Genomic DNA, 13,850 nt, shown 5'->3' with positions numbered 1-13,850 from the left:
GGCCCAGAGTCAATCAGGACAGGCTTAAGATCAAGTTATGGAATCTTGACGCGGAGCGACAACAGCCGCTCAATCGGCCGATGAGCGACGCAGAATCCGAATCACGAACCAATGCCACCGAATACACGGTGAGCGAGATTTCCGGCGCGCTGAAGCGTACGGTCGAGGATGTCTTCGGCCATGTGCGGGTGCGCGGCGAAATTTCCGGCTATCGCGGGCCCCACTCTTCCGGCCATGCCTATTTCACGCTGAAGGACGACCGCGCGCGGCTTGACGCGGTGGTCTGGAAAGGCACGATGGGCCGGCTGAAATTCCGCCCCGAAGAGGGGATGGAGGTGATCGCCACCGGCAAACTCACCACCTATCCCGGCAAATCCAACTACCAGATCGTCATCGACAATCTCGAGCCGGCGGGCGCCGGGGCGCTGATGGCGCTTTTGGAAGAGCGCAAGCGGCGACTGCAGGCCGAAGGGCTGTTCGACGCCGGCCGCAAGCGGCGGCTGCCGTTCATGCCGCGCACCATCGGCGTCGTCACCTCGCCGACCGGATCGGTGATCCGTGACATTATTCACCGCATCAAGGACCGCTTTCCGCTGCATGTGCTGGTCTGGCCGGTAAGAGTCCAGGGCGAGACGGCGGGGGCGGAAGTGACGGCCGCCGTCAACGGCTTCAACGCGCTGGCCTGGGATGGCGCGATTGCCCAGCCCGACCTTCTGATCGTGGCGCGCGGCGGCGGCAGCCTTGAGGACCTCTGGGGGTTCAACGATGAAGGGCTGGCGCGCGCCGTCGCCGCCTCGCGCATCCCGGTGATTTCGGCCGTCGGCCACGAGACCGACTGGACCTTGATCGATCTCGTCGCCGACATGCGCGCACCCACGCCGACAGGTGCGGCGGAGATCGCGGTGCCGGTGAAAGCGGACCTCGAAGCGACACTAGCCAGTCTTGGCGCACGTCTCAAAGCAGCCACCTTGCGCAATTTCGAACGCAAGCGGCAGGCCTCGCGTGCGGCGGCCCGGGCACTGCCCTCGCCCGACCAGTTGCTGGCGCTGCCGCGACGGCGGCTGGACGAGGCGGCCAGCCGGCTTAGCCGGGGGCTGATGGTCTCCACCGAAAGAAAGAAAGCTCGGTTCTTCGCCGTGAAGCTCACTCCGGCAACGCTGTCGCGGCGGATTGCCGAGGCGCGACGCACCAACGACCGCAACCTTTTGCGCGCCCAAGGGGCGCTGCGCGCATTGGCGAGAGCCCGGCGCGCGGAGTTGAATCGTGCGGCGGATCAGTTGCCAAAATGTGCGAAAGCATCCCTGCAACGGCACAGGCAGCAACTGGCTTTGCTGCAAGGCCGCATTACGATCGAGCCAACGGCACGGCGGCAAACCGTGCAGAGGGATCTTCTGACAGCTTTGACGAGACGCGGCACGCAAGCGGTACTGCTCAGGCTGGAGCGACTGCGCGGCCGCATCGTCCAATCCGAGAGGCTGATGGCAACGCTGTCGCACAAGGCTGTGCTGGCCCGCGGCTTCGCGCTGGTCAAGGATGCCGACGGCGCGGTGATCAAACTGGCAGTTGATGTGGCGCCGGGCGCTGGCCTGCAGCTGGAGTTCGCCGACGGCATCGTAAATGCAGTCGCGACCGGCGACGCCGAGCGGGTGCAGGCCGTTGCCAAACCAGCGGCCAGCAAACCCGCCGCAAAGCCGACGGCCAGCAAACCGAAAGAGCCGGGCAATCAGGGCTCGCTTTTTTAGAGGACCGCATGACCGAACATGACCCGCATCTTCAAACGCCGGCGGGCAAGCCGCGCGCGCGTGCTTTCGGCATTGCCTTCGAGGGCACGCCGGGCGGCTTCAACGCCATCACCGATGTGCCCGGCGTATCGGTCGGCTATGCGACGCTGATTTCCGGCGAGGGTCTGCTCGAGGTTGGCACGGGGCCGGTGCGCACCGGCGTCACCGCCATCCTGCCGCGGCCGTTGGCTGAGCTCGCCACGCCGGTGTTTGCCGGTGTCTTCAGCCAGAACGGCAATGGCGAGTTGACGGGGTCGCACATTATCGAGGAAGTCGGCGCCTTCAACCTGCCGGTCACGATCACCAACACGCATTCCTGCGGCGTTACCCGCGACGGCACGCTGCGCTGGATGCAACGCGTGCTGCCGGCGGCGCTCGACAGCGGCTGGGGCCTGCCGGTTGCGGCGGAGACCTATGATGGTTTCCTCAACGACATCAACGGTCATCACGTCGGCTTCGAAGATGTCGAAGCCGCGCTCGACGGTGCCGCCGGTGGAGCGATCGAGGAAGGCAGTGTCGGCGGCGGCACCGGCATGATTGCCTTTGGCTTCAAGGCCGGCTCGGGCACGGCATCGCGCATCGTCGAGTGGCAGGGCATCAGGCATACGGTCGGCGTATTCTTGCAGGCGAATTTCGGCAAGCGGCGCAATTTCACACTGCGCGGCGCCCGCGTCGGGCCCGATCTGGTAGAGCCGGCGATGCGCGAAGGCACGCCGCGTGCCGAAAAGGGCTCGATCATCGCCATCGTCGCCACCGATGCGCCATTTCTGCCGCACCAGATGAAGCGGCTGGCAAAGCGCGTGCCGCTCGGCATCGCCATGACAGGCGGCTTCGGCTACCACAGTTCGGGCGACATTTTTCTGGCCTTCACCATCGCCAATCCGCAAGCAGCACTTGCACCGTCGGGACGAACCGCAAACGCCGCTTACATCCCGGACGTCGATATCGATCCGTTCTTCGATGCGGTGGCGCAAGGCGTAGAGGAGGCGATCCTCAATGCAATGGTCGCCAATGAGGATATGAGCGGACGCGACGGCAATTTCGTGCCGGCGCTGCCGAAGGCCTGGCTGAAAGATCGATTTGGATAGAGGACAAGGCCTGGCGGCGCCAGGCCTGTTGCGTCACGGCTTGGCCGCGTTGCTCTGGTCGGCCTCGGCCGCCTCTTCGAGCCGCGATGCGATCAGTTCCTGGATGTCGCCGACTTCTTCCTGGATATCTTCCAGCGGAATGCCGACCTCAGCGGCCTTGGCCGCGCACTCCTTGGCGAGGGTCTCGGCCTGCTTCTCGATCTTTACCGGCGAGTGCTGGCAGTGAACCTTTTCACCGATCCATCCGCGCAAGAACTCGATCGCATGTTCACTCATACTGCTTTTCCCTGGCGGCTATGCCGGTTGGTAACCGTAAACGTCCGCACCCGGTAAAGGATGCATGCTGCCATTCGAACCGAGTCGGCTTCGCCCGGCAAGTTGATCTTGTCGGAGGTCCGAAGAGCCGAATGAAGGGAAGGGTTCAATGAGCACGTTCTGATTGTTTGATAGAGTGGTACGTTGGCCGGGATCGGCTTCGGCTCTATGCTATTGTTCTTACGATCTTTTCCTGCTGTCGACGGCCGATTTGTATCACAATAGGGATCACAACGCGTAACACATTTTCTGCTGCTTCGTGGTACACCGCCACAGCTACACGGTCGAAGCCGCCGCTATATAGTGACATCATCATGCGATGTCGACTCTATCAGCCATCCTGCTTCTTTCCGCCGCGCTGTGTCAAACGTCATCCCCGTCCAGTATGGAGATCGGATGGCCCCGGAGGGCGTATGAAGATGTTGATTTTATTGCGTTTCGTGGGCCAAAATCAGAAAGCTCTCGTCAGCGTCACCCCGCTCGACTGCCTCCGCCACACTCAGCGCCTCCGACGTCGATTCCTTGCACGTAAGGCGCGGGCCGGATGAACGACAACATTGGCGCGTTGGCAGCGCGCTCCTGCTAAGGACGATGTCTCGATGCAACAAGCTCTGCCTTTCGCTGCGCCGTCTCCAGACCGATTGAGATGAAGGCGCGCGCATGCCGGGCCAATTCCATATTGTCGGACCACAGATTGCGCCAGATCGCCGTCTTCCGTGACAGGTTCTCGTCGACGATCTTCGACGAGAAGGATTCAAAGCTGAGGTCGTCCCTATAGCCGATCGCGGTCAGCGCATCGAAGATGGCGGCAAAGTCGATATTGCCGGTGCCGAGGAAACCGCGATGGCTCTCGCCGATATGGACATAACCGATCTTGTCAGCGGCATGGCGGATAGCCAGTCCGACATCGGCCTCCTCGATGTTCATGTGGAAGGTATCGAGATGCAGGAAGATGTTGTCGGAGCCGGTGTCCGCGATGAAGGCCAGGCCTTGTGAAGCGGTGTTGAGAAGATTGCTTTCGAAGCGATTGACGATCTCCAGATTGAGCGTGACGCCGGCGGCCTTGGCCGTCTCCGCAACCTTCGCAAGTGTACCCGCGCTGCGGTTCCACTGATCGCGCGTCGGCGCCTGCGTCTGCAAGCCGTGGCTGGTACTGAGGATGCCGCCAATCTTCTGGCCGCCGAGATCGCGGGTGAGCGCGATCGTCTCGTTGAGGATCTCGACGCCGCGCGCGGCAACCGCCTTGTCGGCACTCGAAATGTCGCCGTCGGCCGGCAGGCCGATGCTGATCGCCACGCCAAGCTTGAGGTCGGCGATGCGCCTGGCCAGCCCGCCAACGTCGACATTGGCGGGGTCAAGATAGGAGAACTCGATCAGGTCGAAACCGGCCTCCTTGGTGTTGGCCAGCGTCCGTTCGAGGTCGCCTTGCGCCGAACTCGCCGACCAGACGAAGGAATGAATACCGATGCGCGACATGATCGTCTCCCGTTTCTGGAATTGAGTTGCGGCCGGGTTGCCCCGGCCGCATCGGCCTTGGGAGGCTTAGCGGGCTGCGGTCCAGCCCTTGTAGTCTTTCAGGTTCTCGGCCGTGATCAGCTTCGGGTCGAGCAGCACGGTCGGCTCCGCCGGCTTCTTGCCGGCAAGCAGCTCAGCCGCCATCGTCAGCGACTGGCCAGCCATCACGTAGGGATCCTGCGAAGCCGAGGCCTTGATCATCGAGGTGCCGGAAGCGAGTTCCTTCTCGATATCGGGAGCGCCATCCACTGCGGTGAAGATGAACTCCGAGCGATTGAGCTGCTTGGCCGCAAGCTGGGCGCCGATCGCCGTCGGATCGTTGATGGCAAACACCGCATCGATCTTGTCGAAGCGGGTGAGCAGCGACTGGAAGACCTTCAGGCCGCCGTCGCGCGAGCCTTCGGCATTCTGGTCGTCGGAGAGGATCTTGATGTCGGGGTGTTTTGCAAGGACGTCCTTGCAGCCCTTCACCCGCTCCAGGATCGACGACGACGCCGGGCCGTTGAGGATAACGTAGTCGCCCTTGCCGCCGGTGTGGTCGACCAGATACTGGCAGGCCTCTTCGCCGGCCTTGACGTTGTTGGTCATCACGGTGACGTCGGCGCCTGGCGCCGAGACGTCGAAGGCGGCAACGACGATGCCCGCTGCTTGCGCCTTCTTCACCGCCGGGCCGATCGCCTTGGCATCGACCGCATTGAGCATGATCACGTCGACCCCGGCGGCGATGAAGGAATCGACCTGAGAGACCTGCTTGTTGAGGTCGTAGTCGGCCGACACTGAGGTTACCTCGACCTTCGGGTTGATCTTCTTGGCTGCGTCCTCGATGCCCTTGATGGTGGCGACGAAGAAGGGGTTGCCGAGCAGGCCGACCGAGATGCCGACCTTGTTGAGGTCCTTGGCCGATGCGGGCGCGATGGCGGCGGCCGCGAGTGCGACGCCGCAGAGCAGTTTAGCGATGGTCTTCATTGCTTTCCTCCAATTGCCCCGCGCCTCTCACGGTGCGTTACACAAACCGGTCGTTTACGCCGGCGACCAAGGTCAATCACGTTCTCGCTCCTGCCTGGAGCCTGTAGCGGTCGAGGGCGACTGCCACGATGATGACCAATCCCTTGATGATGTACTGCCAGATGTCCGAGACACCGGCCAAGATGAGCCCGTTGGATAGCACCGCTATGATCAGGCCACCGATCAGCGTACCCCAGATCGAGCCGACGCCGCCGACGAAGCTGGTGCCGCCGAGAATGACCGCGGCAATGGCGTCGAGTTCGTAAGACTGCCCAAGCTGCAGCCCGTTGGCCGCATAGAGCCGGGCCGCTGACATGGCGCCGCCAAGGCCGGCCAGCAGGCCGGAAACGCCATAGACAAAGAGCAGCACCAGCGGCACCTTGATGCCGGTCAGCCGCGCCGCTTCGGCATTGCCGCCAACGGCATAGATCCAGGTGCCGAGCACGGTGCGCTTGAGCACCAGCCAGGACAGCACCACGATCGACAAGGCGATGATGACCAGCCACGGAATGCCGAACAGCGAACCGTTGCCGATGAAGTCGAACGGCAGGTCCGAGTTGAACACCGTGGTGTCCTGGCCGAGCAGGCGGGCGACGCCGCGCACAGCGGTCAGCGACCCCAGCGTGACGATGAAGGGCGGCAGTCTGATATAGGCGATCAGCAGCCCGTTGATGACGCCGAAGCCGAGGCCGACGAGAATGGCCGCCGGCACGCCCAGCAGTCCCCAATCGGGCACCAGCGACACCATCACCGCCACCATCGCCGAGGCGGCAAGTATCGAGCCGACGGACAGGTCGATCCCGCCGGTCAGGATGACGAAGGTCATGCCCGCTGCCAGCACGATGTTGATCGACGATTGCTGCATGACGATCAGCAAATTGGTCTGGGTGAAGAAGCGCGCGTTCATCAACTGGAAGCCGACCGCCAGCAGGATCAGGATCGGCAGCATGCCAAGGGCGGCGAAGGCGGTGCGCAACCGCCGGCTCCTGCCGACAACCTGGCCACTGATCTCGGTCGCCTTGTCGGTCATCCCTTGGCCGCTCCCGTTGCAAGTTCCATGATTGCTTCCTGGCGCAGCGGCTGGTCTTTGGACGCCGTAACCTCGCCGGCAATCGTGCCGTCGCGCATTACCAGCACGCGGTCGGCAACGCCGATCACCTCCGGCAGTTCGCTGGAGATCATCAGGATGGCGATGCCCTTTTTGGCGAGATTGTCGATCAGCCGGTAGATTTCCGACTTCGCTCCGACATCGACGCCGCGCGTCGGTTCATCCAGGATGACCACTTGCGGCTCGGTCTCGAGCAGGCGGGCAAGCAACACTTTCTGCTGGTTGCCGCCCGACAGCGAACCGGCATTGGCCTGTACCGACCTGGTGCGGATGGAGAGATCCGAAACGGCAGTGGCAGCACGTCTCTCGGCGGCTTTGAAATCGCGCAAGCCGCCGGGCCGCGCATCCCTGGCCAGCACGCCCATGCTGATGTTGTCGGAGATCGACATGTCGAGAAAGAGGCCGAGCTCCTTGCGGTCTTCGGTGAGATAGGCGATGCCGGCATTCAGTGCCTCGCTTGGCGAGCCGATGGTTACGGGCTTGCCGTCGAGTTCCAGCGTGCCGGCGATGCGTCTGTCGGCACCGAAGATCAGTCGCGCGAGTTCGGTGCGGCCCGAGCCGACAAGGCCAGCCAGAGCCAGCACCTCGCCCTTGTACAGTTCGAAGGAGCAGTTCTTCAGGAGATTGCCGTCCGCCATGCCGCGCACCGACAAGGCGACCGCGCGCTTGTTGTCCGGCGGGCGATGATCCTTCCTGTAAAAAGCGGACAGGTCGCGGCCAACCATCATCGAGACGAGGCGCGAGGCGTTCAGCTCGGCACGCTCGAGTGTGCCGACATAGCCGCTGTCGCGCAGCACGCTGACACGGTCGGCCAACTGGTAGACCTCTTCCATGCGGTGGCTGATGTAGATGATGGCGATGCCTTGCGACTTCAGCGTCGCGATGACCTCGAAGAGACGGTCGGTCTCGCGCGAGGTCAGCGAGGTGGTTGGCTCGTCCATGACGATGATGCGCGCGCTGGTCGAAAGCGCGCGGGCGATTTCGACCAGCTGACGCTCGCCGAGCGACAGGCTGGAAACCTGAGCCCGTGCGGAGAAGGACACGCCGAGACGCTTGATGATCTCATTGCTGCGCCGGTAGCATTGGTCGCGGTCGACGATGCCGAAACGCCTCGGCTCATTGCCGAGGAAGATGTTCTGCGCGACCGTCAGGTTGGGCGCCAGCGACAGTTCCTGATAGATAACCGCAATGCCGTGAGCCCGCGCCTTGATCGGGTCGCCGGTGGCGACCGGCACGCCGTCGATCAGTATCTCGCCGCCGGCATCAGGCCGATAGGCGCCGGACAGCACCTTCATCAAAGTCGACTTGCCAGCACCGTTTTCACCCATCAGCGCATGGACTTCGCCGGCATGGACGGTCAGCGACACGTCCTGCAAGGCGCGGACTGGCCCGAACGTCTTCGAGATGTGCCGCATTTCCAGCACTGGCTGGCGCGTGACTTCGGCCTGAGCAGCGACAATCACCGTGCGCCTCCCGCTGCCGCGCGGGGGATGCCCTGCTCGCCGATGAGGCCACGCCATGTGTCGCGATATCGGGCAAGTCCGGTGAAGCTTGCGGCACGCACGGGCTCCGGCACTTCCGCGGCAAATTCGCGGCCGACGGTCTCGAAGGCCAGCGCCGCCGCCCCGGTGGCGCTGCCCTCCAGTGTGGCCCCTTGCAGGAAGGCCTGGCTGGGACGCAGTTGCGCCACTAGCCCGGCGAGCAGGCCGCCAGCGTTCAGTCCGCCATCGACGATCACGGTGTTGTCCGAATGGATCTGGTCGAGGCAGAGGTCGACCATCAGCGCGACGTAGAGCAGCGCCACGGCTGCGCGTTCCTCGGCGCTTGGCATGCGGCCGACCAATTTGCCGGCGCGGCCGGGCATTGGTCCGCCCGGCGCGAAGCTCGGCAGCGCCATGCTGCCGGCGTTGATCACCCGCTGCACTGCCGCCGGCGCGATCGCGCCTTGCCAGCCGTCGCTGATCGTGGCGAATTCGCGCCCGCCCATGAAGCGGATGGTCGGCACAGGGCCGCCGTCGATATCGACATTGACCAGCATGTCGCGCTGGCCATCGAGCGCGTCGAGCAGGCAATCCGGATTAAGCACGACGACCCAGGTGCCGGTCGAGACGACGGTGACCGGGCCAAGCTCCTGCCGGCGATAGGCATGGAGCGCGGCATTGCTGTCATGGACACCATTGTGGATGGCGATCCGCCGCTTCGTGTCGCCGAGGCGTTGCTCGCCGACAACCGAGCCCGCCCGCTCGAAAGCGGGCATCCTGTCGCGCCAGCCCTCAATATCGACCAGCGAACTGAAGTCGCGCTTGCGCGGCGCCCATAAATGCGAGTGGCAGCCGAGATAGGACACTTCCGAGACCGCCCGGCCGCCAAACCGCCAGCTCCAGTATTGTGGATAGCCGAGGATCGATTTCGCGGCCGTGAATGCACCGGGTTGCACCGCCTGTAGCCACAGCATGTGGCGACCGTAGTTGAAGCCGAGCGGCAATCGCGGCGAGAAGGTCTCGGTGAAATCCGGAACGAGGCGATCAATTTGCGCGGCAATATCAGCCGGCGGCTCTTGCTCATAATCGAGTATCGGATGCGTCAGCGCCGCCTCGTCGACCAGGGCAAAGGTGCAGCCATGGCCCGACACCATCACGCCCTGTACGCCATGGACGTCGGAGGCCTCGCTTACGGCGCGAACCGCCCAACTGTGAAGTGCTGCCTCATCAAGCACGCTGAAGCCATCTTTGCGCATCCAGTTCGGCCGGGTCCGGCGCTCGTCGACGATGCGCCCGTCCTGAGCGAAGACGAACAGCTTCGAATTGGTCTTGCCGAAATCGAGGACGGCCATCTTCACTGGATGGCTCCCGAAGCCGAAGCGATGCGCACCATGACGCCCGCGTCTTCCAGCATGCGCGCGTCGACGTCGGACAGGCCGTCATCGGTCACCAGCGTGCCGATGCGCGACAAGGGCAGCGCGATGTTACGGGCGTGGATCGACAGTTTGCGGCTGTCGGCCAGCACCACGATCTGGTCGGCACACAGGCTGAGATCGGCGATGGAGCGGACCAGCAGCGGGTGCGATTCCAGCACGCCCTCCTGGCCAAGGCCTTGCGCGCCGAGAAAGAACTTCGATGCGTAGAACGGCTCCGCCTGGGTCGGTGAATGGATGATGCCCGGCTCACGATGCAGATCGCCGCCGGCAACGGTCAGGCTGCAATGGCCGTGGTCGCTCAGATAGGCCGCGAGCGGCATCGAATTGGTATAGAGACGGATGCTGCGCTCAGCCAGCTTGACCCCAAGGTGGAAGCAGGTCGAACCGCCATGCACGATGACCGCATCGCCGTCGCGCACCATCGTGGCCGCGAGAGCGGCGATCTGCCGCTTGGCCTCGACCGCGAGGTCGCGGTTCTCGTCATAGGGCCTGGCATAGGCAACACCCGCCTGTGAAGCGCCGTCGAGCGCCGAGATGCCACCATAGACCTTCCGTGCTTCACCGGCCTCGTCGATCTTGTCGATGTCGCGCCGCACCGTCGCCGCCGACACGCCGAGCTGCTCCTGCAGTTCGCGCACCGACGCGAAGGGGCGATCCCGCAGCAACTCGACGATCTGACGCTGGCGGCCGGAGTCGCTCAATCGTTTTCCTCCCAGGAGCCGTTTTTGCCACGGCATTTGACGTAACTTACTCAACATCTTTCCGATTGCAAGAACCTTTGATGACATTAGATCACTATTGACGTAAGTCGCTCGCATCTGCGATACACATCAACATCCCACGACGGGTATCCGAAGCTGCGAGGCTGACGGAGCTGATAGAGGAAATGCGCCATGGCGAGCTATGCGGATGCGCAGGAAATGGCTGCTTTGCGGGCGCTTTCGGCCAGCATCGGGCGCAGCCCAAACCTGACCCAGGCCGCCGGCGGCAACACCTCGCTGAAAGCCGGCGACACGCTGTGGATCAAGGCTTCCGGCACATGGCTGAAGGATGCGCTCTCCGAAGACATCATGGTCCCGGTGGCGATGGCGCCGCTGCTCAGGGCTGTCGAACAGCGCGACAGCGCCGCCGACCAGCCGCAGATCTTCGCCATCGAGACGCTCAACGCCCGGCGCCTGCGCCCTTCGATTGAAACCACCGTTCACGCGCTGATGCCGCAGCGCGTCGTCCTGCATGTCCATTGCGTCGAAACCATTTCGCTGGCGGTACAGGCCAATTGCGAGGTGGAAGCCGCCAGACGCCTTGATGGTCTCAAATGGGCGTATGTTCCTTATTTCCGGCCAGGCCTGCCGCTTGCCCAGGGTATTGCCGAGCGGCTTCAGGCTGGGGTCGACGTGCTGATCCTTGCCAATCACGGGCTGGTCGTCGCGGCCGATACCGTCGCCGAGGCCGAAGTGCTGCTGCGCCGCGTCACGCTGCTTCTGGCGCGGCCGGCGCGCCAAGTGGCGGAACCGGATGTTGCGGGATTGGCGGCGCTGGCCGGGAAAACCGGTTACAGGCTGCCGGCGGAAATCGAGGCGCACGCGGTCGCCATCGATCCCGAAAGCCGCCGCATGGCGTCCGGGGGCAGCCTCTACCCCGATCACGTCATCTTTCTGGGTCGGGGGTCGGTGGTGGCAAAGCCCGGTGAGGATGTGCCGCGCGTCATCGAGCGGTGCGGTACAAACCCCGTGGCGATCCTGTTTCCCGGGCTGGGCGTGCTGATGCGCGGCGATGCCAGTGCGGGCGCCGACGCCATGCAACGCTGCCTTGCCGACGTGACGGCACGCATCGACATTGCAGCGCGGCTGAACTACCTCACCGCCGCCGAGAACGATGAACTGGTCAACTGGGACGCCGAGAAGTATCGCCAGAAACTCAATGCCGCCAGCCGCTGACACGCCGCTTGCCATAGGCATCGACATCGGCACGTCCGGCGCGCGCGCGGTCGCCATGCGTCCGGATTTTTCCATTGCCGCGCGTTCCGCCGTTTCGCTCGAGTTGTTTGGCCGGAATGCCCGCGACCCTGCAGTGTGGTGGTCAGCGGTCGGCGCAGCGCTGGCGGAACTGCTTTCGGGCATCGACCGAACAGCGGTCCGGTCGATCGCTGTTGACGGCACTTCAGGTACGTTGCTGCCGGTCGACGGCGCCGGGCGGCCGCTGGCCGAGCCGCTGATGTACAACGATACGGTCGCCGACAACGCCATTCTGGTCGCGATCGCTCGCGAAGCCCCAGCGACCAGTGCCGCACTTGGGGCGACGTCCGGTCTCGCCAAGGCGCTCTGGTTCCAGCGCACGCCCGGTGTTGCCGCGGTGCTGCATCAGGCGGACTGGATCGCGGGACAATTCTCCGGTCGCTTCGATGTCAGCGACGAGAACAATGCCTTGAAAACCGGTTACGACATCACGGCCCGCTGCTGGCCGGACTGGATTGCGGCCACCGAAATGCGCATGGAGTTGCTGCCCGGTATCGCCAGGCCGGGCGATGTCGTCGGCAAGCTCACCGCGGATGCCGCGGATATGTTCGGCTTACCGCGCGAAATCGCCGTCGTCGCCGGAACGACCGATGGCTGCGCCTCGTTCCTGGCGACAGGTGCCGCGGCAATAGGCGACGGCGTCACCGCGCTGGGGTCGTCGTTGACCGTCAAGATCCTGTCCGACCGGCCTATCTCGGCGCCACGCTTCGGCATCTACAGCCATCGGCTTGGAGATGTCTGGCTGGCGGGCGGCGCATCGAACTCCGGCGGCAAGGTGCTGACACAGCATTTCCCTCTGGCGCGCATCGTCGAGCTGAGCATGGCGATCGACCCGATGACCGAGACCGGCCTCGACTACTATCCTCTTGCCACTGCAGGCGAACGCTTTCCGATCGCCGATCCGGCACTGCCGCCGCGTCTTGTGCCGCGACCGGTGGAGGACGCCGACTATCTGAAAGCCATGTTGGAGGGTATCGCCGCGATCGAGGCGCTCGGCTATGACAGGCTCGCCGAGCTCGGCGCTCCGCAGCTGACGTCGGTCAGAAGCGTCGGCGGCGGTGCGGCGAATGCCGCCTGGACGGCGATCCGGCAGCGCAGACTTGGTGTTGATTTCCTGCCGGCACTTTCGGACGAAGCCGCCGCCGGCACAGCGCGGCTGGCGCTGACGGGCGCAAGCGCGGCGGGGCTTCTATGAGCGCGAAAACAGTCGAACACCTCAACGGCGTCAACCAGCTGGCCGAGCGCTATGATGTTTTCCTGCTCGATCAGTTCGGCGTGCTGCATGACGGCACCAGCCCCTATCCAGGGGCGGTGGAAGCACTGTCGGCGCTGAAGCGCGCCGGCAAGACCATTGTGCTGATCTCGAACTCCGGCAAGCGGGCGGGGCCCAACGAGAGCCGGCTGCTAAAGCTCGGCTTCGAACCGGGAAGCTGGGACCATTTTGTTTCTTCCGGCGAGGTCGCGTGGGAGTTCTTCCACGACATGGCGGTATCCGGAAAGCTACTGCCAAACACGAAATGCCTGTTGATAAGCCGCGACGATGACCGCTCGGCGATCGAAGGTCTGCCGTTCGCATTGACCAAGGACGGTGACGATGCCGGGCTGGTGCTGATTTCGGCCAGCGAGGGCGACCGCTACGATCTTGAGCACTATCGCCGGCTTCTTGCGCCGGCTGCGGTGCGGCAGGTGCCATGCTTTTGCACCAACCCTGACAAGATCATGCTAACGGCAGTGGGGCCGCGCTTCGGCGCCGGCCGGCTGGCGGATCTCTACGAGGACCTCGGTGGTAGCGTCACGCGTATCGGCAAGCCTTACCCCACTATATTCGGCGCTGCGCTAGCGGTGGCAGGCAATCCAGACCGCAGCACTGTGGTCTGCGTCGGCGACAGCGTCGAACACGACATCGCCGGCGGACTTGCTGCCGGCGTGGCCACGGTGCTGGTTCTGTCAGGAATATTGGCGGACACACCTGACCTGTTCGACCTATTAGACACGATGGACGCCTACCCGGATTACACCATGGATGGCTTCAGGTTTCGCTGATTTGATTAACCCGGCAGCGCTCGCGCCCGAATCCGGCCTCAACGCCTCGTGGCCACGAGCATT

12 protein-coding genes are annotated in these 13,850 nt (G+C 64.0%); 5 read left to right on the top strand and 7 right to left on the bottom strand.

All coding sequences use genetic code 11. From position 1 onward, the window contains the following. The first annotated feature begins 80 nt into the window (after window positions 1-80). Both xseA and X730_RS156745 read left to right on the top strand, forming a co-directional pair. Window positions 81-1,742: an exodeoxyribonuclease VII large subunit gene (gene xseA / locus X730_RS156740; protein ID WP_023825880.1), complete on the top strand. Its 1,662-nt coding sequence runs from the start codon at window positions 81-83 to the stop codon at window positions 1,740-1,742. A gap of 8 nt (window positions 1,743-1,750) precedes the next feature. After that, window positions 1,751-2,869 carry a P1 family peptidase gene (locus X730_RS156745; RefSeq protein WP_023825879.1) on the top strand — a complete coding sequence of 373 codons (1,119 nt, stop codon included), beginning with the start codon at window positions 1,751-1,753 and terminating at the stop codon, window positions 2,867-2,869. 33 nt (window positions 2,870-2,902) lie between these two features. Here the strand turns inward: X730_RS156745 and X730_RS156750 are convergent, their stop codons facing one another. The 7 genes from X730_RS156750 to X730_RS156780 all read right to left on the bottom strand — a co-directional run bounded on the left by X730_RS156750 (window position 2,903) and on the right by X730_RS156780 (window position 10,430). Further along, the gene (locus tag X730_RS156750; RefSeq protein WP_023670565.1) at window positions 2,903-3,145 is read right to left on the bottom strand and encodes a DUF768 domain-containing protein; all 243 of its coding nucleotides are present in this window, start codon (window positions 3,143-3,145) and stop codon (window positions 2,903-2,905) included. Window positions 3,146-3,766: 621 nt separating this feature from the next. Further along, entirely contained in the window at window positions 3,767-4,660 is an 894-nt protein-coding gene (locus X730_RS156755; RefSeq protein WP_023707957.1) for a sugar phosphate isomerase/epimerase, read from the bottom strand. Window positions 4,661-4,726: 66 nt separating this feature from the next. After that, complete coding sequence (locus tag X730_RS156760; RefSeq protein ID WP_023670567.1) at window positions 4,727-5,665, bottom strand: ABC transporter substrate-binding protein; 939 nt, start codon at window positions 5,663-5,665, stop codon at window positions 4,727-4,729. Window positions 5,666-5,741: 76 nt separating this feature from the next. Further along, window positions 5,742-6,734 carry a ribose ABC transporter permease gene (locus X730_RS156765; RefSeq protein ID WP_023701287.1) on the bottom strand — a complete coding sequence of 331 codons (993 nt, stop codon included), beginning with the start codon at window positions 6,732-6,734 and terminating at the stop codon, window positions 5,742-5,744. Further along, window positions 6,731-8,227 carry a sugar ABC transporter ATP-binding protein gene (locus tag X730_RS156770; protein WP_050588083.1) on the bottom strand — a complete coding sequence of 499 codons (1,497 nt, stop codon included), beginning with the start codon at window positions 8,225-8,227 and terminating at the stop codon, window positions 6,731-6,733. Before X730_RS156770 ends, X730_RS156765 begins: the two co-directional genes overlap by 4 nt. A 44-nt stretch (window positions 8,228-8,271) precedes the next feature. Next, complete coding sequence (locus X730_RS156775) at window positions 8,272-9,651, bottom strand: FGGY-family carbohydrate kinase (protein WP_023701286.1); 1,380 nt, start codon at window positions 9,649-9,651, stop codon at window positions 8,272-8,274. Continuing rightward, complete coding sequence (locus X730_RS156780; protein WP_023701285.1) at window positions 9,648-10,430, bottom strand: DeoR/GlpR family DNA-binding transcription regulator; 783 nt, start codon at window positions 10,428-10,430, stop codon at window positions 9,648-9,650. The genes X730_RS156775 and X730_RS156780 overlap by 4 nt, the downstream gene beginning before the upstream one ends. A 192-nt stretch (window positions 10,431-10,622) precedes the next feature. Between X730_RS156780 and X730_RS156785 the strand changes: the two genes are divergently transcribed. The 3 genes from X730_RS156785 to X730_RS156795 are packed head-to-tail and all read left to right on the top strand — an operon-like array spanning window position 10,623 to window position 13,787. Next, window positions 10,623-11,666, top strand: a complete 1,044-nt coding sequence (locus tag X730_RS156785) for a class II aldolase/adducin family protein (RefSeq protein ID WP_023825878.1) — start codon at window positions 10,623-10,625, stop codon at window positions 11,664-11,666. Continuing rightward, window positions 11,650-12,939, top strand: a complete 1,290-nt coding sequence (locus tag X730_RS156790) for an FGGY-family carbohydrate kinase (protein WP_031196702.1) — start codon at window positions 11,650-11,652, stop codon at window positions 12,937-12,939. The genes X730_RS156785 and X730_RS156790 overlap by 17 nt, the downstream gene beginning before the upstream one ends. After that, a complete protein-coding gene (locus X730_RS156795) occupies window positions 12,936-13,787 on the top strand; it encodes a TIGR01459 family HAD-type hydrolase (RefSeq protein WP_023753903.1) in 852 nt (283 codons plus the stop codon). The genes X730_RS156790 and X730_RS156795 overlap by 4 nt, the downstream gene beginning before the upstream one ends. Window positions 13,788-13,850 lie beyond the last annotated feature (63 nt).

This window comes from Mesorhizobium sp. L103C131B0 (assembly GCF_000502275.1).
Taxonomy (GTDB): domain Bacteria; phylum Pseudomonadota; class Alphaproteobacteria; order Rhizobiales; family Rhizobiaceae; genus Mesorhizobium.
The sequence above is the reverse complement of the archived record's forward strand: the minus strand, read 5'-3'. Positions and strand labels throughout refer to the sequence as shown.

What these genes read in the sequence shown, in the direction of transcription:
- xseA (WP_023825880.1), top strand. Translation starts at nt 81, where the DNA reads ATGAGCGACGCAGAATCCGAATCACGAACCAATGCCACCGAATACACG.
- X730_RS156745 (WP_023825879.1), top strand. Translation starts at nt 1,751, where the DNA reads ATGACCGAACATGACCCGCATCTTCAAACGCCGGCGGGCAAGCCGCGC.
- X730_RS156750 (WP_023670565.1), bottom strand. Translation starts at nt 3,145, where the DNA reads ATGAGTGAACATGCGATCGAGTTCTTGCGCGGATGGATCGGTGAAAAG.
- X730_RS156755 (WP_023707957.1), bottom strand. Translation starts at nt 4,660, where the DNA reads ATGTCGCGCATCGGTATTCATTCCTTCGTCTGGTCGGCGAGTTCGGCG.
- X730_RS156760 (WP_023670567.1), bottom strand. Translation starts at nt 5,665, where the DNA reads ATGAAGACCATCGCTAAACTGCTCTGCGGCGTCGCACTCGCGGCCGCC.
- X730_RS156765 (WP_023701287.1), bottom strand. Translation starts at nt 6,734, where the DNA reads ATGACCGACAAGGCGACCGAGATCAGTGGCCAGGTTGTCGGCAGGAGC.
- X730_RS156770 (WP_050588083.1), bottom strand. Translation starts at nt 8,227, where the DNA reads ATGCGGCACATCTCGAAGACGTTCGGGCCAGTCCGCGCCTTGCAGGAC.
- X730_RS156785 (WP_023825878.1), top strand. Translation starts at nt 10,623, where the DNA reads ATGGCGAGCTATGCGGATGCGCAGGAAATGGCTGCTTTGCGGGCGCTT.
- X730_RS156790 (WP_031196702.1), top strand. Translation starts at nt 11,650, where the DNA reads ATGCCGCCAGCCGCTGACACGCCGCTTGCCATAGGCATCGACATCGGC.
- X730_RS156795 (WP_023753903.1), top strand. Translation starts at nt 12,936, where the DNA reads ATGAGCGCGAAAACAGTCGAACACCTCAACGGCGTCAACCAGCTGGCC.